Source organism: Candidatus Rokuibacteriota bacterium (genome assembly GCA_016209385.1).
In the GTDB taxonomy this organism is placed as follows: domain Bacteria; phylum Methylomirabilota; class Methylomirabilia; order Rokubacteriales; family CSP1-6; genus JACQWB01.
Map to the genome: position 1 here is coordinate 21,157 of JACQWB010000308.1, position 16,792 is coordinate 37,948.

Annotated in this window: 18 protein-coding genes, 1 tRNA gene and 1 pseudogene; 4 read left to right on the plus strand and 16 right to left on the minus strand. The window is 68.9% G+C overall.

The window, feature by feature from the left end:
* Positions 1-34: 34 nt before the first annotated feature.
* Positions 35-1,090: a hypothetical protein gene (locus tag HY726_23240; protein MBI4611917.1), complete on the minus strand. Its 1,056-nt coding sequence runs from the start codon at positions 1,088-1,090 to the stop codon at positions 35-37.
* Between the two features lie 25 nt (positions 1,091-1,115).
* On the opposite strand from HY726_23240, the gene lptG reads away from it, so the two are divergent.
* Positions 1,116-3,410 carry an LPS export ABC transporter permease LptG gene (lptG, locus tag HY726_23245; GenBank protein ID MBI4611918.1) on the plus strand — a complete coding sequence of 765 codons (2,295 nt, stop codon included), beginning with the start codon at positions 1,116-1,118 and terminating at the stop codon, positions 3,408-3,410.
* Positions 3,411-3,419: 9 nt separating this feature from the next.
* Positions 3,420-4,055, plus strand: a complete 636-nt coding sequence (locus HY726_23250) for a hypothetical protein (protein ID MBI4611919.1) — start codon at positions 3,420-3,422, stop codon at positions 4,053-4,055.
* Between the two features lie 398 nt (positions 4,056-4,453).
* Here HY726_23250 and HY726_23255 read toward each other — a convergent pair whose 3' ends face one another.
* The 4 genes and pseudogenes from HY726_23255 to HY726_23270 form a co-directional block, all read right to left on the minus strand.
* Positions 4,454-4,807: a hypothetical protein gene (locus tag HY726_23255; protein MBI4611920.1), complete on the minus strand. Its 354-nt coding sequence runs from the start codon at positions 4,805-4,807 to the stop codon at positions 4,454-4,456.
* A gap of 280 nt (positions 4,808-5,087) precedes the next feature.
* Positions 5,088-5,163 (minus strand) — tRNA-Val (locus HY726_23260).
* Between the two features lie 66 nt (positions 5,164-5,229).
* Positions 5,230-5,852, minus strand: a pseudogene (locus tag HY726_23265) (cyclase family protein).
* Positions 5,849-6,343, minus strand: coding sequence for a Mut7-C RNAse domain-containing protein (locus HY726_23270; GenBank protein ID MBI4611921.1), 495 nt, complete (start codon positions 6,341-6,343; stop codon positions 5,849-5,851). The pseudogene HY726_23265 and the gene HY726_23270 overlap by 4 nt, the downstream one beginning before the upstream one ends.
* A 23-nt stretch (positions 6,344-6,366) precedes the next feature.
* On the opposite strand from HY726_23270, the gene HY726_23275 reads away from it, so the two are divergent.
* The gene (locus tag HY726_23275; GenBank protein MBI4611922.1) at positions 6,367-7,425 is read left to right on the plus strand and encodes a hypothetical protein; all 1,059 of its coding nucleotides are present in this window, start codon (positions 6,367-6,369) and stop codon (positions 7,423-7,425) included.
* A 298-nt stretch (positions 7,426-7,723) separates the two neighbouring features.
* On the plus strand, positions 7,724-7,966 hold the full coding sequence (locus tag HY726_23280) for a hypothetical protein (GenBank protein ID MBI4611923.1): 243 nt from the start codon (positions 7,724-7,726) through the stop codon (positions 7,964-7,966).
* A gap of 6 nt (positions 7,967-7,972) precedes the next feature.
* Here HY726_23280 and HY726_23285 read toward each other — a convergent pair whose 3' ends face one another.
* The 11 genes from HY726_23285 to folP all read right to left on the minus strand — a co-directional run bounded on the left by HY726_23285 (position 7,973) and on the right by folP (position 16,536).
* Complete coding sequence (locus tag HY726_23285; GenBank protein ID MBI4611924.1) at positions 7,973-8,413, minus strand: VOC family protein; 441 nt, start codon at positions 8,411-8,413, stop codon at positions 7,973-7,975.
* Positions 8,414-8,439: 26 nt separating this feature from the next.
* Positions 8,440-9,129 carry a DNA repair protein RadC gene (gene radC, locus HY726_23290; protein ID MBI4611925.1) on the minus strand — a complete coding sequence of 230 codons (690 nt, stop codon included), beginning with the start codon at positions 9,127-9,129 and terminating at the stop codon, positions 8,440-8,442.
* 126 nt (positions 9,130-9,255) lie between these two features.
* Entirely contained in the window at positions 9,256-9,597 is a 342-nt protein-coding gene (locus HY726_23295; protein ID MBI4611926.1) for a VOC family protein, read from the minus strand.
* Positions 9,598-9,604: 7 nt separating this feature from the next.
* Entirely contained in the window at positions 9,605-10,093 is a 489-nt protein-coding gene (gene tsaE, locus HY726_23300; protein MBI4611927.1) for a tRNA (adenosine(37)-N6)-threonylcarbamoyltransferase complex ATPase subunit type 1 TsaE, read from the minus strand.
* Positions 10,071-11,642, minus strand: a complete 1,572-nt coding sequence (locus HY726_23305; protein ID MBI4611928.1) for an NAD(P)H-hydrate dehydratase — start codon at positions 11,640-11,642, stop codon at positions 10,071-10,073. The genes tsaE and HY726_23305 overlap by 23 nt, the downstream gene beginning before the upstream one ends.
* A 2-nt stretch (positions 11,643-11,644) precedes the next feature.
* Positions 11,645-12,394, minus strand: a complete 750-nt coding sequence (locus HY726_23310) for a hypothetical protein (GenBank protein MBI4611929.1) — start codon at positions 12,392-12,394, stop codon at positions 11,645-11,647.
* Complete coding sequence (acpS, locus tag HY726_23315; protein ID MBI4611930.1) at positions 12,378-12,806, minus strand: holo-ACP synthase; 429 nt, start codon at positions 12,804-12,806, stop codon at positions 12,378-12,380. The genes HY726_23310 and acpS overlap by 17 nt, the downstream gene beginning before the upstream one ends.
* Positions 12,807-12,820: 14 nt before the next feature.
* Positions 12,821-14,179 carry a phosphoglucosamine mutase gene (locus HY726_23320; GenBank protein ID MBI4611931.1) on the minus strand — a complete coding sequence of 453 codons (1,359 nt, stop codon included), beginning with the start codon at positions 14,177-14,179 and terminating at the stop codon, positions 12,821-12,823.
* The gene (locus HY726_23325) at positions 14,176-14,826 is read right to left on the minus strand and encodes a YbbR-like domain-containing protein (GenBank protein ID MBI4611932.1); all 651 of its coding nucleotides are present in this window, start codon (positions 14,824-14,826) and stop codon (positions 14,176-14,178) included. The genes HY726_23320 and HY726_23325 overlap by 4 nt, the downstream gene beginning before the upstream one ends.
* Positions 14,823-15,650: a TIGR00159 family protein gene (locus HY726_23330; GenBank protein ID MBI4611933.1), complete on the minus strand. Its 828-nt coding sequence runs from the start codon at positions 15,648-15,650 to the stop codon at positions 14,823-14,825. The genes HY726_23325 and HY726_23330 overlap by 4 nt, the downstream gene beginning before the upstream one ends.
* Before the next feature lies 1 nt (position 15,651).
* Entirely contained in the window at positions 15,652-16,536 is an 885-nt protein-coding gene (gene folP, locus HY726_23335) for a dihydropteroate synthase (GenBank protein MBI4611934.1), read from the minus strand.
* Positions 16,537-16,792: the final 256 nt, after the last annotated feature.

Consider the following 16,792-nt stretch of genomic DNA (forward strand, 5'->3'; position numbering starts at 1 on the left):
CTTCTATTCTAGCACAGGGGTCCGCGCGCGCCCCTCACGGGACGCGTCCGGCGCCGGCGAAGCGCCAGCCGTTCGCCGTCCGCCGGAAGCGCAGGGCCCACGGCCGCGGGTCACCCGGCGCCGTGGCTGAGACCGTGACCAGCTCGGGATTCGGATCGTCGGCGACGTCGCAAACGGGCTCGGGCTCGAGAACCTCCGGAAGGTTCTGGCGAAGCTCGGGCGACAGGCCGAGCGCCGAGAGGACCCGCTGCTCCCCTCGCCTGAGCGCTCCGAGCAGGCGGTCCACGACGGCGTGGAGCTCCCGGTGCCAGCCGTTCGACACCTGGCGGCGAACGAGGACGAAGGTCTCGGAAGCCGCGAGATACCGGTAGTAATCCACCTGCTCGGTCTGGCCCTCGCACCCGAGCTTCCATCCCGGGTAACGCGCTTCGGAACGAACCGCGAGCTCCTGGCCGCGGACCTCGAAGGCGATCGGCGAGAGGTCAGCGCCGAGCAGCTCCGCCGTGCTCCACACAGCCCGAACCTGCTCCCCCTGCTGGCGCCACAGCTCGATGCCCAGCACGGGCACCCCGCGCCGCGCGGGCGAGCCCTGCCACACGACGAGAAACTGGCCCTGGCCCGCGCGCGTGGGTGGCATCGGGAAGAGGTGCGGCACCCCCGGTCGATGGATTGCCGTGACGAGTTCCGCCCCCCCGCCCCGCCGGTAGACGCGCACACTGTTGCCCGATCCTCCCACCGAGAGCTGAAAGCTGCCGACGGCGACGTCTCCCGCCGCGAGGTGGACGATCCGGAAGGCGCTCCCACCCCAGGTGTCGGCGAAGGCGTCGAGCCGGTCCTGGAGGAAGCCCGCGGAGGCGAAGACGCTCCCCGCATTCAGGTTCTCGATGATCTCGTCATCCAGGAGCGCGTAGATCTCGCGGACACCCTCGACCGAGGACTCCGGCCCCGAGAGCTCGAGGATCGCGAGCCGCGAGGACGCGAGCTGCCGGAAACGGTCCAGCCGGTCACCCTCGGCGGCCGGGGCTGGGCCGGGTGAGGAGCCGATCGCCAGCCAGACCGCCAGGCAGCACGCGGAGGTTCGGAGCGTCACGGAGGTATGGTACAACAGGTGGGAGATGAACCGGATCCTCGACCGCTACGTCTTCAGGGACCTGGCGCCGCCGCTCCTCCTAAGCGGGGTGCTCCTCACCTTCCTCCTCATTATCGACCGCATCTACCACCTCACCGACCTCGTCGTGACGAAGGGCGTGCCCTTCTCCATGGTGCTCGGGCTCCTCCTCTTCATGCTCCCCTCGTTCCTCGCCCATACACTCCCGATGGCGCTCCTGGTGGCCGTGTTGCTGACGGCCGGCCGGCTGGCCGGAGACCTGGAAGTCGTGGCCCTCAAGGCCTCGGGCGTGAGCCCCCTCCGGCTCTTCCGCCCCTTCGTCGTCGCCGCCTGTCTCGCCACGCTCGCCACCGGCCTCCTGACGCTCTGGCTCAACCCGTTGGCCAACCGGGCCTTCCAGCGCCACCTGGTGAGGATCCTCCAGACCCGGGCGGCCACCGGAATCTCCGAGCGCGTGTTCAGCACCACCTTCGGCCAGATCGTCGTCTACGTGGAGGAAGTGTCGCCCTCACACGTGGCCCTCGGGGGTGTCCTGGTCTCCGACGAGCGCGACCCGAAGCGATCGCGGATCATCACGGCCCGCGAAGGACGCCTCCTGACCGACGAGGAGAATGACCGCATCACGCTCCGCCTGATCGACGGCGCCCTCAACGAATCGCCGGCGGGCGAGCCGGGGCGCTACCGCTACTCCACCTTCGAGCTCTATGACATGAACCTCGCGGTGGAGGCTCCGTTCAAAGGGGCACCGCGGGTCGAGAAGCCGGAGAAGTACCTGTCGCTCCGGCGACTCCTCGCGGCCGCGGCAACGCTCCGGCGCGAAGGGCAGAACCCCGCGCCGTACGAGGTGGAGGTCCACAAGCGCTTCGCGCTGCCCGTAGCCGCCCTGGTGTTCACCCTCGTCGGGTTCCCGCTCGGCATCCGCGCCCACACCGGCGGTCGTGCCATCGCCGTGGGCGGCAGCCTGGCCATCATCGTGGCGTACTACTTCCTGCTCACCTCGCTGGAGGGAATCGCGCTCGTGCGCCGCCTCCCGTCCTGGGCGGCGATCTGGGCGCCGAACCTGCTCTTCGGCGGCGTCGGGTTGGTGCTGCTCCGGTCCACGATCGCGCCGCCGGTCCCGCTCGCTCGCTCGGCGCTCGTCAGGCGCCTCCGGGCCGTCCTGGTGTGGCGCCTCCCGATCGGGACGCTGAGGGCCGCGCGGATCGGCGGTCCCCGCGCGACGAGCTGGATCATCGACCGCTACCTGGTCAGGGAGTATTTGACGTACCTCGGGTACGGCCTGGCGGTCGGCGCGGTGCTGTTCGTGATCGTGGACATCTTCCAGACGCTGGACCGGTTCCTCCGCCTCAAGCCGCCGCTCCACCTGATCGTCGAGCACCTCCTCTACCGCCTGCCCGCCGAGCTCTACAAGGGACTTCCGGTCGTGATCCTGGTCGCGACGATCTTCCTCTTCCTCTCGCTCGCGCGGGCGCACGAGTTGACGGCCCTGAAGGCGGCCGGCGTCAGCCTCTACCGGGTGAGCCGGCCAGTGCTACTCCTCGCCGTGGGCGTGAGCGCCGCGTCCGTGCTCTTCCAGGAGACGCTGTTGCCGATGCTGAACGCCAAGGCCGACGAGGTGGACCGGATCAAGATCCGCGGTGAGCCGCCTCGACACCTCCAGCGACGCAACCAGATCTGGTACCGGAGCGCGGACACCCGGTTTTTTAGGATGGAGCTCCTGGACCCGGCGGGCCAGGCCATCGACGGCCTCACGCTCCTGGAGATCGATCGGGACTACCGGCTCCTGAGCCGCCTCGACGCCCGCCAGGCGCGCTGGACCACCGCCGGGTGGGAGTTCCGTGACGGCGTCGTTCGAGAGTTCTCGGGCGGAGACCAGGTTCAAGCTATCCCCTTCCGCCTGACTACGCTGGAGCTCCCCGAGCGGATGGAGACGTTCACCCAGATCCAGAAACCCACCGAGATGATGAACTTTCTGGAACTCAGGGCGTACCTGGCGCGGCTCCAGGAGAGCGGGCACCAGGTCGGCAAGTACATCGTGAAGCTCTACGAGAAGCTAGCCTTCCCCCTGATCCACGCCGTCCTCGCGCTGGTCGCGATCCCGCTCGCCCTCGCCTCGCCGCGGAGCGGGCGCTTGATCGGCATCGGGCTGGCGATCGTGATCGCGATGGCCTACTGGTTCGTCCACTCGCTGGCGCTCTCCTTCGCCAAGGCGGACATGCTGCCGCCGCTCCTGGCCGCGTGGACCGCGAACATCATCTTCGCGGGCCTGGGGCTCTCCCTGTTCCTCCGCGCCCGGACGTAGCGCGCGTTGGTGGGCGCCTGGCCGGTCCTCCTGCTTCTGGCGCTCCTCGCGTGGGGCTGCGCGACGCCGGCGCCCGCCACCTTCCGTCATCCGGACTTCAGGCCCGACGCGATCCGGCGGCCCGCGGTTCTCATCCGGGTCTCCCTCGACCGGACGGCAGCGCCTGGCGACGGTGGCTTGTCACCGCGCGCGCGGAGCCCACTAGCCGACGCCTTCGAGATCGGGTTTCTCGAGGGGCTCAACGCCCGGGGGATCCTCCCGCTGGATACGACCCTCTCGGCGCACCTCGGCGACCGACCGTTGCCGGTGCCCCAGGCCGAGCGCCAGCGCGCGCTCGAGCGCGCCCGCGCCCTGAAGGCCGACGCCATGCTGATCGTGAGCGTGGTCGTCTCGCGGCTCGACCTTGTCTACTGCCGCGATGCCCGACGGCCGTTTGCCGCGCGGACCACGCTCTGGACGGTGAGCGCGGAGGTGCTTCGCGTCGCGGACGGAGCGCGCCTGCTCTTCGAGCCTCCGAGCCCCGGGCTGCGCCTCACCGACGTCGAGCCCGACTGCGACGCGGGGCGGATCGAGCGGCGGTTGAGCTCGCAGGAACTCCTCGACGCGGCAGTGCAGCGCAGCCTCTCGGTGCTCCTCGGACGGTAGCGACCCCGCCGGGTGCCGGCGCGACAGCAAAAAAGGGGGGGGCGGGTTGCGTACCGCCCCTTGCCCTCGGCGCTTTTTCTGGTGGGCTGGACTGTTCAGGCACCCGCCCGAGCCGCTCGCCGACTTCAAGTCACGTGACCACCTTCGGTCGCGATCCGAAACAGACACCTGGGTCCCCTAGTGCCCCGCTGCCGTTTCGCACCGGCGAGGAGTCGGCTAGGACTGTCCTAGAGGCCCGCTCGGGGGCTGTCCCGCCTCCGTCGCCTGACGCTCGACGCGATCGTTGCGCGCGTACGATGATCCCGCCCCGGAAAAATGATGCAGACGACCGCGTCCTTCATGGGCTGGCCGCGTGATTTCGGATTGAGGCTAAAATAGAGCCGACTACTTGATCAGGTCTAGGTCTTGGTCTTCATAAGCGCCTCGGCGCACGCGCTCGCAACTCCCCGCGTAGGCTCTTTGCTCCCCGGCATAGTGGCCCAACCGCCCTTTTCGACAAATTCTTGTCGTTTCCACGAATCAGTTTCCCGGAGTCCTGCCAGTGTCTTGGCTGCGTCCGATTGCTTCATGAAGCTCTGGACGCAGATCGGGGTGAGGGCGGCGGTCACGGCTGACTCAGCACGTTGCTCGGCCACTCTCTCGGCCGTGCTGCCGAGGGTCCACCCCAACGAAGAAAAGCCGATGATCATGGTCGCCACAGCGCCGATGATCGCACCCCAGACCGCTGGTGTAAGCGAAGCTGGCACTTGCATGAGGCACCTCCTCGTTTTTCGAAAATGAATTTCTCTCGGGTCCAGGCTTGGCCACAAGACCCGCTCGATCTTCGACCGCTACAACATCGTGAGCGAAGCCGACCTTAAGCAGGCGGCCATCCGACTCGCCGACTACGTCGCGATTCAGCTCACCGCATCAGTCGTCGTGCCGCTTGCCAAGGCGGCTGAGACGAGCACCCCGTGATGCCTCTCCGCACAAATCCCGCACAATCGAAGGGGGGCGGCTCCTCACCACCCCCTCGTAACTCCTTGTCTTTCCTGGTGGACGATGCTGGACTCGAACCAGCGACCTCTGGCATGTGAGGCCAGCGCTCTGCCAACTGAGCTAATCGTCCGTCGCGAACCCGATTGTAATCACTTGCGCGACGCGGCGCAAGGGGCCCGTCGGGTTCCCGGTTCCGTCATATTGTGAGCACCGCCCTGCACGGCGCGCCGTCGATCCCCTTGACAGGGAGCGCGAGGCAGAGCAGCTCGTACACCCCGGGCTCGACCCCGGCGAGGCAGAGTCCCTCCAGGATCACCACGCCCGCCTCCAGCAGGACGCGGTGGACCGGATGTCCGGGAGCGTCAAGGGCCTCGATGGAGAGGTAATCGATGCCCACGAGCCGGATCCCCCGCTCGGCGAGGTAGCGGACGGCGTCGAGGCCCAGGGCGACATAGTCGCGCGAAAACCGCCCGAGCGCCCAGAGCGCCGAGTTCCGGGTCTTGAGGAGAAGGCGCGTCTGACCATCCAGCGGCAGACGTTCGAGGTCTGCCCGGCCGATCAGCCGTTCGCTCGCCAGCTCACCGACCAGCGCCGGTCCCATCAGGACATCCAGCGAAACCTGTTCGAGCGTCCCGCCGCCCGCGAGGAAGTGGGCGGGGGCATCCAGGTGGGTGCCCGTATGGGAACCCAGCGAGAGGAGCGAGACGTTGGCCGGATCGCCGCGGGCGAGCTCGAGGTGCGGGGTAATGCGTACCTCGGGATCGCCCTCGAACACGTCCATACGGGCTCGATCGGGAGGCTGATATCGATGACCCTCATGCGAACGTCTCCGGGCGCTCTCGACCTCCGCGGCCGAGGAGCTTGGCCAGCCGTGTGAGCATCCTGTCGGCGTGACTCCCGGCCCAGTAGATCCTTCCGCAGCCGGGACATCCCGTGAACTCGCTCTGGGTGGCGAAGATGTACTCGGGAACGAGGCCGCTCACGCTCGCCCTCTGGCGGGGCTCCAGCAACCCATTGCACTCGAGACACCGGGAGAGCCAGTCGGCGTCCTGCGGTGAGAGCGTCAGCTTCTGGACGACCTCCGCGAGCTGGTGGTCCAGCTGGCCGGCCTCGATCAGGCATCCCATGGGCGCGGCCAGCCGCGCGAGCCTGGCGTCACGCGTCAGGAGGATCCGCTCCTCGATCTGGGCGAGCTGGAGGAGCCGGCGGTCCTCGGCCGGTCCGAGGTAGAGCGTGTCGTAGCCCATCGCCCGGAGCCAGCGGGCTAGCCGGCCGAGCATCGTGTCCACCACAAACCGCGGAGCGTTCATGGTATCCTGCCCCGGGAACCGCCATGGCGCAAGCCGGTTACACAGCGCGAAGCGCGCAGCTGGGCTACGCCGCGATCTACCGCGGCCTTCTCTGCCGGCTCCCCGAACCCAAAGCGGTCGCCCTCGGCCAGACCCTGCTCCGTTTCCTCCCGCTGGACCGTCTCCGCGTCTTCCGCCTGACGGACCCGAGCCTGAGCGTCACGCTCGGCGGTGTGCGCCTCTCCAATCCCCTGATCCTCTCGTCGATGTACTACGATCCGCGGATCCTCCGTCGCGCGATGGGGCTCGGCTTCGGCGCGGTGACCACGAAGACGATCACGCCGACACCCCGTCCGGGCCACCCCGAGCCCAACCTGGTGCGCACCGAGACCGCGCTGGGACCCGGGCTGATCAACTGCAACGGCTTCAAGAACCCCGGGCTCGCGGCGTACCGGCAGACGCTCGCGACGCTCCGCCAGCGGGTGCCGCTCATCGTGTCCGTCGCCGGCGAGTCCGTCGAGGACTACGCGACGCTGGTCGACGCGCTGGCGCCTTTCGCCGACCTCTTGGAAGTCAACATCTCGTCCCCCAACACCCGGCTCGTCTACGCGTGGAGCCAGAAGCCTCGCGAGGTAGGGCACCTCTTCAAGGCCATCCGCCAGGCCACCGCCAAGCCCCTCATCGTCAAGGTCTCGCCGGACTTCAGCGACGCGAACGACCGGGCCATCATCCCCGCCGCGCTCGACCACGGCATCCGGATCGTGAACCACGGCAACACGCGTCGCGTCGACGAGCCGCGGCTTTCCCAGGGCTTCGGCGGGCTTTCGGGTCCCGAGCTGTACCCCGAGACGCTCGCGGCGGTCCGCCGGCTCCGGCAGCGCTTCGGCGATCAGCTCCAGATCATCGCCACCGGCGGCATCGATGCGCCCGACAAGGCCCTCGAGCTGCTGCGCGCGGGGGCGACGGCGTGCAGCTACTTCACGGGCTTCATCACGCGGGGCCCGATCCTCGCGCGATTGATCCTCGAACACCTCCGCGAGGAGCTGCTCCGACGCGGGATCGGCCAGCTCGAACGCCTCTGCGGTGTCGGTCGCGATTCCTGATACCCACAGGTTATCCACATTTCCACAGTTGTCCACAACCCGCGAAAACGAAGGTCTGGCGCGCATTCAGAAGCGGACCCCGCAAAAATCTCGGTCCTGTCGTCCACACGCGCAGCGCGTGCGAAAAATCGCCTCATCCCATGAGGCTCCGACGAGCATGGCGCGCGAAAGCGCGCATCGTACGCGGCGAAACGAGTCCTTGACAATGTTTTCGGGGCTCCATACCTTGACGACGTTGCGGTTTTGTACTTCTTTATGACGTGCGGTACACCTTCTTTCGCACTGGGGGCCATGACGTATGGAGACGAGTCGCAAACCGCTGGCGAAGATCGAGGGCCGAAAGCGCATGCGGCTCAGCGGGCTCACGATCGCGTGGCGGGGAACACCAAGCCTGGATGATTGGGTGGCCTACATCCAGAACGGCCTCAAATCCAAGAAGCTGATCCTGGCCGACCGCGTCTCGGAGCGGAAGGTCAAGACGCTGCTCGCGCGGCTGCAGACTCTCTCCCGGAGGGGGATCGAGAAGCTGGCGAAGGGCTAACTAGCCTCAGAGCTGCAGCGGTCGGACCGTCGCCACCGCGGACGGCTCCCGCGTCCAGAGGGCCGGATCGCCGTCCACGAAGAGTTCCACCACGTTGCCGTCGGGATCTTCCAGGTAGAGCGACTGGCTCACCCGGTGGTCCCGCACTCCGACGATCTTGACGGCGTGCGCCTCGAGATGGGCCTTGGCCTCCCTGAGCACCTCAAGGTCATCGCCGATCTTGAAGGCCACGTGATAGAGCCCGACGCTCCCGGGGTCGGGACCAGGCGCCTCCCGCCCGACGCTCAGGATGGCCAGATCGTGGTGGCTCTTGCCTGCCGAGAAGAAGACCATCCGGTCCTGAAAGCGCGCCACCTCCGTGAGCCCGAGCAGATCGCGGTAAAACCGGGTTGAGCGCTCGAGGTCCCGGACCTTCAGCACTACATGCCCGATCGCTTGGATTTTCATCGGCACCTCTCACCCTTCTGTGGCGCCTACCCGATGACGCCACGCTGGGCCAGGCTGACGAACCGCCCGAGCCCGATGACGACATGATCGTGAACCTTCAGGTCCAGGAGCCTCCCGCACTCGACGAGCTGCCGGGTGAGCCGGAGATCCTCCTTGCTCGGGGTCGGGTCGCCGCTCGGGTGGTTGTGGACGAGGATTACGGCGGCGGCCGATTCGAGGATGGCCGGCTTGAACACCTCCCGGGGATGAACCAGGCTCGCCGAGAGCGTCCCCTCCGAGACTACCACGTCCCGCAGAAGCCCGTTCTGGGCGTCGAGAAGGGCGGCCCTGAACACCTCCTTTTTCAAGCCCTCGACGATGGGGCCGAAGTGGGCGAAGACCTGCTCCGGGCTCCCCAGGACGACCTTGCCGTCGGTCGGCCTGGACCTGAGGCGCCGCGTCAGCTCAAACGTTGCCGCGAGTCTCACCGCCTTGGCCCGCCCCACTCCCCTGACACCTGCCAGCTCCGAGACGCTCCGCCCCGACAGGCCGCTCAGCGACCCGTAGCGCGACAGGAGCGCTCGGGCCAGGTCTACCGCGGTCAGCCCATGGATCCCCGTGCCGAGCTGAAGGGCCAAGAGCTCGGCATCGGCTAGCGCCTCCGCCCCCTTGTCATAGAGCCGCTCCCGGGGCCGTTCCCCCGCTGGCCAGTCGCTAATTCTCACCGCCTTCCCCACTCCGGCTCCCGTCCGGACTCGGTAGCACGGCCTGGACCCAGCGTCAATGTCGCGAATCGGATACGTCGTGGAACGTACCCAAAAGGGCCAACGGGCAGCCTGGCCCGCCCCGAGCCCCGCTTCTCGTCAGTCGGCGTACAGCTCGACCGTGTAGCCGTTCGGGTCGCGGAAGTAAATCCCCCACCGTCCGCGCCGCCCCGTCAGCTTCACCCCCGCGGCCTTCAACTGCTCCTGGAGCGACCGGAGCCGCTTCCGGTCCACGTGCAGGCCGAAGTGGTCCAGGCCGCCGGCCTCGGGATCGAAGCGACGGGATGTCCGGCGGAAGTTCAGGACATCGCTCTCCCCGGGGCTTTCGAAGAAGACCATGCCCCGATACCGGAAGGCGATGCGCAGTCCGAGCACTTCGGTGTAGAAGCGCTCGGTCGTCTTGAGGTCTCGGGTCTTCAGGGCCAGGTGGCGGAGCCCCACGGGCTGATTATAGCCGCGCCAGGTCGGCTTCGCGCAGGAGGCGTTCAAGCCTCAACCGGCCGGCATCGCCAGGAAGCCCGTCGAGAACGATCTCGCGAGGTTCACTGCCCAGGCCGGAGATCCTGACCACCAGCGTCTCAGGGGGGAGGAGCGGAAGCAGCTTCTCGGCCCACTCGATGACCGTGACCCCATCCTCCCAGAGCATCTCCTCGACCCCCAGGTCCAGGATTTCGCTCAGGCTTTCGGTTCGATAGGCGTCCACGTGGTAAACGGAAACCCGGCCCCGGTACTGATTGATCAGGACGAAGCCCGGGCTCGTTGCCGGTTCGGCCACCCCGAGCCCGCGGAGGACTCCCTGGAGAAAGCAGGTTTTCCCCGCGCCCAGTTCCCCAATGCAGGCGACGACGTCGCCGCGCCCGAGGCCGGTGCCCAGCAGCTCACCCAGGCGCCGGGTTTCCTCGGCACTCCGACTCTCAAAGCGGCTGATGGCCGCCACCGCGCTGGACCTCCGCGATTGCCGGGGGGATCGCTTCGAGGATATCTCCCGCGATCAGGCCTTCCTCACCCCGCATGTCACGCGCCAGGTCGCCCGCCAGGCCGTGGAGGAACACCCCGGCCTGGAGGGCCGCGAGCGGATCCAGCCCTCTCGCCAGAAATGCCCCCACCATGCCGGTCAGGACGTCCCCCGATCCGCCGCTCGCCATGCCCGGGTTACCGGTCGGGTTGATGTACACCGTCCCTCCCGGCTCGCCGATCGTGCTCCGGGCGCCCTTCAGGACCACGTAGGCGCCATAGCGCTGGCAGAACTCGCTGACCGTTTCAATCCTGTCGGCCTGGACCTCGCTCACGCTCACACCCAGGAGCCTGGCCATCTCCCCCGGATGCGGCGTCAGGCAGCGCGGCGCGGCCGCCTTCCTGAGGTGGTCCAGGTGACCGGCCAGGGCCGTCAGCCCATCGGCGTCCACCACCATCGGGCGCGCCACTTCGAGGACCAGTTCCCTGACCAGGCGCTGAGTCTCCGGGTCCAACGACACTCCCGGGCCGAGCGCCAACGCCTCGGTGCGCTGGGCCAGCTCCAGGATCCGTTCCTTGGCCTTCGGGCTGGCCGACTGGCTTTGAGTCTCAGCCACCGGCTCGGTCATCACCTCCATCCCCAGGGCGGCGATCACCGGCTGCTGGGACGCGGGAGTGGCAATCGTCACCAGGCCCGCCCCGCTCCTCAACCCCGCGCGCCCGGCCAGAGCAGCCGCTCCCGTCTTTCCCACCGATCCCGCCACCACGAGGAGATGGCCGAAGGTCCCTTTGTGGGCATCCGGCGGTCGCGGAGGAAAGTGTGGCGCGATGTCGGCGGATTCGAGGAGAAACACGCCGATCCCTTCGCGCGTCGCGGCGTCCGGGATTCCGATGTCCACCAGTCTTACCTGACCGGCCCGCGCGGCGCCGGGGTGGAGGAGCAACCCCCGCTTCCACCCGGCAAACGTCGTTGTAAGCACTGCACGGACGGCGGGCCCGAGGAGGCGACCGTGGTCCGAAGCCAGGCCGGAGGGAAGGTCGAGGGCGACCACGGGCTTCCCGCTCGTGTTGATGGCCTCGATCACTGCGGCGACGAGACCGGTCGCCGGGCCCGTCAGGCCGGTTCCCAGGAGCCCGTCCACCACGAGGTGCGCCGAGGCGAGAGCCGTGTTGAGGGCGCGAAGGTCACTCTCGCGCGTGACTTCCTCGATCGCCCCCCGGGCCCTTCGGTACGCGGCCAGCATCGCGGCCGAGTCCCCCCTCACGTCCCCGGCCCGGGCCACCAGAAAGACGCTCACGCGCGCGCCCGCGGCCTTGAGGCCCCGGGCCACGACGAAGCCATCACCGCCGTTGTTCCCCTTGCCGCAGCAGACGACCACCCGCTTTCCCTTCTGTGAGCCGAAGTGAGCCAGGATGGCCCGGGTCGCGCCTCGGCCGGCGTTCTCCATGAGGCGGATACCCGGGATGCCGAGGCGGGTCATCGCCCGCTGGTCGAGGGCGCGCATCTCGGCAGCCGTGAAGACCGGGAGCACGCCTAGGGCCTCCAGATCTGGAGAAGCCTGGCCGCCTCGCTGAGGAACTCGGACAGGATCTCCAGATAGGCCTCTCGGGCCTGGAGCCGCGCGGCGCGGGGGAGCTCGATGTGGAAAGCCCGCCGGGGAAGGCGCAGGACACCGATCTCCTTGGCCCGGGTTGCGCTCAATTGAAGCCGGTCGAGCGGCTCGATCAGGACTGCCAGGCGCGGGGCTTCCGGCCAGCTTCGCAGGTGGGCGTCCCGGATCAGCTCGAAGAGGGTCCTGAGCTGCCACGCCTGCTGGCGGTCGACGCCGACAGTGGCGATCTCGATCCGCCCCGCGCTCTCCTGGCGGGCATTGCCGTGGAGCTCGACCAGGAGCTGGAGCGGCCCCCGCGCGACCTCGCTGACGCCCTGTGCATAGGCCTCGTACACGAGCCGGGCGTCTGCGCTGTAAACCTCCTCCTTCGCTGGTCGACCGGGGAGCCCCTCGGTAGGACGATTGACGTGGAAACGGCGGCCCTGGGAATCGATGCGGGTGAAACCCGTGGCGAGAACCAGGCCGAAGCCGGTGCGCTGGGCCAGGTCACGGCTCATCCTGTCGGTGCTTTCGTCGGAGCTCCCGTGAGGCGCGCCGATCACGAGCCCGGACCTCCCGGGGACGACGACGAGCTGACCCCTCGCCAGCGCGGTCTCACGCTCTGCCGGGGCCGCCGCACAGCCTTGGACAAGCAGCGCGAGGAGTACCACGACCTCAGCGGACCTCCTCACGCAGCCCCTCCTGGCCCCCCGCGTCAAGCCCGGGACCCATGAGCATGGCCTGCGCCAGGGCATACTCGCCGTCGTGGGTCAGCGACAGCAGCACCTGGCTCGCCCCCCTGGCGTGGCCGACCGCCTTCGAACGGCCCGAAAGCACAAGGACGGGCGGCTGACCCGGCTTGCGGCGCACCTCGATCTCGGTCCAGCGGACGCCCATCCTGAGCCCGATCCCCAGGGCCTTGAGCGTCGCCTCCTTGGCCGCGAAGCGCGCGGCGAGGTGCGGGATGGGGTCGCGGCGCTTGAAGCAGTAGTCGAGCTCGTCCTGGGTAAACACGCGTCGGAGAAAGCGTTGATCCCAGCGCTCGACTACGCGCCGCATCCGCCCGACCGCGACCAGGTCCACACCGAGCCCCTTGACCTCCATGGACGGACGACCCCTCAGGCCGGGTCAGCCCCGATGGCGCGGGCGATGAGCGCGGCCAGCTCCTGAGCCATCGCCTGGATGCCAAGCCGGTCCTCGCCCTCGATCATCACGCGAGCGAGAGGTTCGGTGCCCGAGTAGCGAACCAGGATCCGTCCCGCGCCGTTCATCGCCGATTCCAGCTCGCGAGTCCTCGCCGCCAGACCCGGGATGCTCTCGATCGGGGGCTTCTCACGGACAGGCACGTTGACCAGCACCTGAGGAACTTTGGTCAGGCAGCGGGCCAGCGCGGAGAGCCCCTCGTCGCGCTCCCGCATCACTGCCAGGAGCTGGAGGGCCGAAAGAAGGCCATCGCCCGTGGGCGCCCGGTCGAGGAAGATGAGGTGCCCGGACTGCTCGCCGCCCAGGTAGGCGCCGCGCCGCTCCATCTCCTCCAGGACGTAGCGGTCGCCCACCTGGGTCTTCACGACGCCGATCCGCGCCTCCGCGAGCGAGCGATCGAGCCCGAGGTTGGCCATGACCGTCGTGACGACCTGGTTCCCCTTGAGCTCGCCTTTCCCCTTCAGGTGCCGGGCACAGATGGCGAGGAGGTAATCGCCGTCCCTCACCTTGCCGGTCTCGTCCACGGCGATCAGGCGATCACCGTCGCCGTCGAAGGCGAAGCCGACATGGGCGCCGGTCGCCTTCACCTTCGTCTGGAGGGCCTGGGGGAAGAGGGCTCCGCAGCCCCGGTTGATGTTGGTCCCATCCGGCCTCGTCCCGAGGGTGATTACGCGTGCCCCGAGGCCCCGGAAGAGGCGAGGCGCGACGCGATACGTCGCCCCGTGGGCGCAGTCGAGGACCAGCGCGAAGCCCCGAAGGTCCAGCCCGAAGGCCGCGCGGAGGAACCGGATGTAGTCGGCCTCGGCGCGCGCGTACGGGACGAGGCACCCGATCCCGGCTCCCGACGGGCGCGGGGCGCTGTCAGGTCCGCCCAGCCGCGTTTCGATCTCGGCCTCCCACGCGTCGGGGAACTTGCTCCCCTCACCGGAGAAGAGCTTGATCCCGTTGTCCTCGAAAGGGTTGTGGGACGCGGAGAGGACGACGCCGCCGTGGGCGCGGAGCTCGCGGGTCAGGATGGCGATACCGGGGGTCGGGAGGACACCCGCCGCGACGCACTCCGCCCCTGCCGACAGCGCGCCGGCAGTCAGCGCGGCCTCGAGCATGGGACCGGAGAGGCGCGTGTCGCGGCCGATGACCAGGCGGACCTGCGGGTCTCGCCCCCGGCTCATCAGCGTTGCGACCAGCTCACGACCCAGCCGGTAGGCCAGATCCGGGGTCAGCGGATCCTCGTTGGCGATCCCGCGGATCCCGTCGGTGCCAAAGAGCTTTGTCACGACGATCCCCGCTCGACGACTTCGAGCGTGACCTCCGCTGTCCGGTCGCCGACGAGCCTCACCGAGCCGCCCGGCCCCGCGAGCGTCACCGACCGCCGCACGGGTCCGCGAAGCGTCGAGAGGTCGATGGGCTCCGTCTCTACCTGACTGAGGACCCGGACCTCGCTCCGGGGACCACGCACCTCGACCTGGATCGGCGTGACGCGAACGTCCCTCAGGACGAACCCCGCCGGCGGGGCGCCGGTCAGCCGCGGTACCACCCTGAGGGTCGCCGACTCGACGGTCTCCAGGACGACGCGGAGGCGGGAGGGCGTGATCCGCACCACCTGGACGCCCGCAGGCACGGGGACGTGCTCGGGCAGGAGCCGGTGCGTGGTGTCGCCGGGCCCAGCCCCGGCGAGTGGCACCTGGACGCGAAGCGCCTCACCCCTGAGCCGCATGAGCTGGACGCGCAGGCCCCGGAGCTGGACATCCACGCTGTCGCGATGGCCGGCCGTCAGCTCGAGGCCCGTTGGGATCCCCGAAAACTCGACCGGGACAGGCAGCACCACCTCCGACTTCTCCCCGCCGACCACGAACAGCCAGAGGACGAGGGCACCCAGAAGTGACAGGAGCTTCAGCTCCCAGTGGGCGGTGAGGAACTTCATGCCCGCACTTTGATCCACAAGCGGCGCCACACGCCCTCGAGGAATGACGGCGCGGCCGCCGCCTCGCCGCCGAGGAGCTCGGTGAGCCGGCGCACCAGCGCATCCCGGTTCGCGGGAACGTCCAGGTGACCGCCAACCGCCAGCGAGATCCGGCCAGTCTCTTCGGAGACGACCACGGCCACCGCGTCGGTCTCCTCGCTGATCCCGAGCCCCGCGCGGTGGCGGGTCCCGAGCTTCCGCCCCACCGCGACGTGACGCGACAACGGCAGGAAGCACGCGGCGGCCACGACCCGGTCAGCCTGGATGACGACCGCGCCGTCGTGGAGCGGCGAGTACGGGAGGAAGAGGCTCCCGAGCAGGTCCGCGGAGATCACGGCATCGAGGGGCACGCCGAGGTCAGCGTAATGCTTCAGGCCGGTGGTCCGCTCGATCACCATCAGGGCCCCGATCCGCCGCGCGGCCAGCAGCTCGGCAGCCTTCACGACATCCTCGACCACCCGGCTCCGCTCCTCGGGGCTCGTTCCGAGCACCCCCTGGAACAGCCGGCTGTGCCCGAGCTGGGTCAGCGCGCGGCGGAGCTCGGGTTGAAAGAGGACGATGAGGGCGAGGACCCAGTAGGCCCAGAAGTTCTCCAGAATCCAGCCCAGGCTGAACAGCTCGAGGCGATGGGCCGTCAGCGGCGCCCCCGCCAGCAGGAGGACGCCCACGAGCATCTGGACCGCCAGCGTACCGCGGAACATGACAAACACGCGATACAGGATCGCGCTCACCAGGAGAATATCGATGGCATCCCGCCATCTGAAGCCCTGAAGGATCTCCCACATGTCAGAGCTCGTCCGCCCGTGAAAGCTGCCGGATGGCCTGCGCCACGCGCACGACCTGGAGCGTCTCCGCCACGTCGTGAGTCCGGATCATGTGGGCGCCGTTCATCACCGCCACGGCCGTCGCTGCCAGGGAACCGACGAGGCGCTCCCCGGGGTCATCCTGCCCGAGGAGGGCGCCGATGAACGACTTCCGCGACACCCCGACGCAGACCGGCCGACCCAGGACCCGAAGCTCGCCGAGCCGGGCCAGGATCTCGCAGTCCCAGGCAACCCACGACCGCCCCCGTCCTCTGAAGAAGCCGATGGCCGGATCCACGACCACGTGCGCTTCGCCGATTCCGGCCGAGCGGGCGCGGCTCAGGCTCTCGCCGAGTAATGCGGTCACGGCTGCCAGGGGCGAGGAGGATCCCGGAGCCTGCGGACCCGAAGGCGTCTCCCCGTTTCCTCCGGGCGAGGCCATGACGATGAGGCCGGCCCGAGCGCGGGCGACCAGGCCCGCGAGCTCCGGGTCCGCCGAGAGCCCGCTGACATCGTTGATGACGACCGCCCCAGCCTCGAGGGCCGCTCTCGTGGGAGCAGCCCGGCTAGTGTCGGCCGAAATCGGGACACCGAGTTTCGCTGCGAGCCGCTCGACCGCAGCCGCCAGGCGTTCGGCCTCCTCGCTCTCGGGAATCTGCGTCGAGAGGTACGGCGCGGTAGACATCGCACCCACGTCCAGGATGGCGGCCCCGGCTTCCACCATTCGTTCTCCGGCGGCGAGAAGGTCGTCGAGATGGTGGACGGAACCCCGGTAGAAAGACTCGGGGCTCACGTTGAGAACCCCCATGACTGCCGGGGGGAGCCCGTCGCCGAGCCGAATCCCGCCGAGAACCGCGTGACGCGTCATGTCCCCCCCTCGACAAAAATACCACCAACGGGTGGGCTCGGGGCGAAGTTGTTCTGGGGCAGTCCAGAAGAAGAGCGCAAGCCCCCCCGCCGCGCTAAATAGCTCCCCACGATTTGGAGGGGTCGCGCGCCGGGGATGCCCTGCCGAGCGAATGCGACGAGCCGTAGCGGGCGGCGAAGCGCAGGTCGCCGAAGCGCTCTGAGCGGCTCAACAGCGTTGGGCCGCGAAGACTACCCCTCGCCTCGGGGGGATGGGG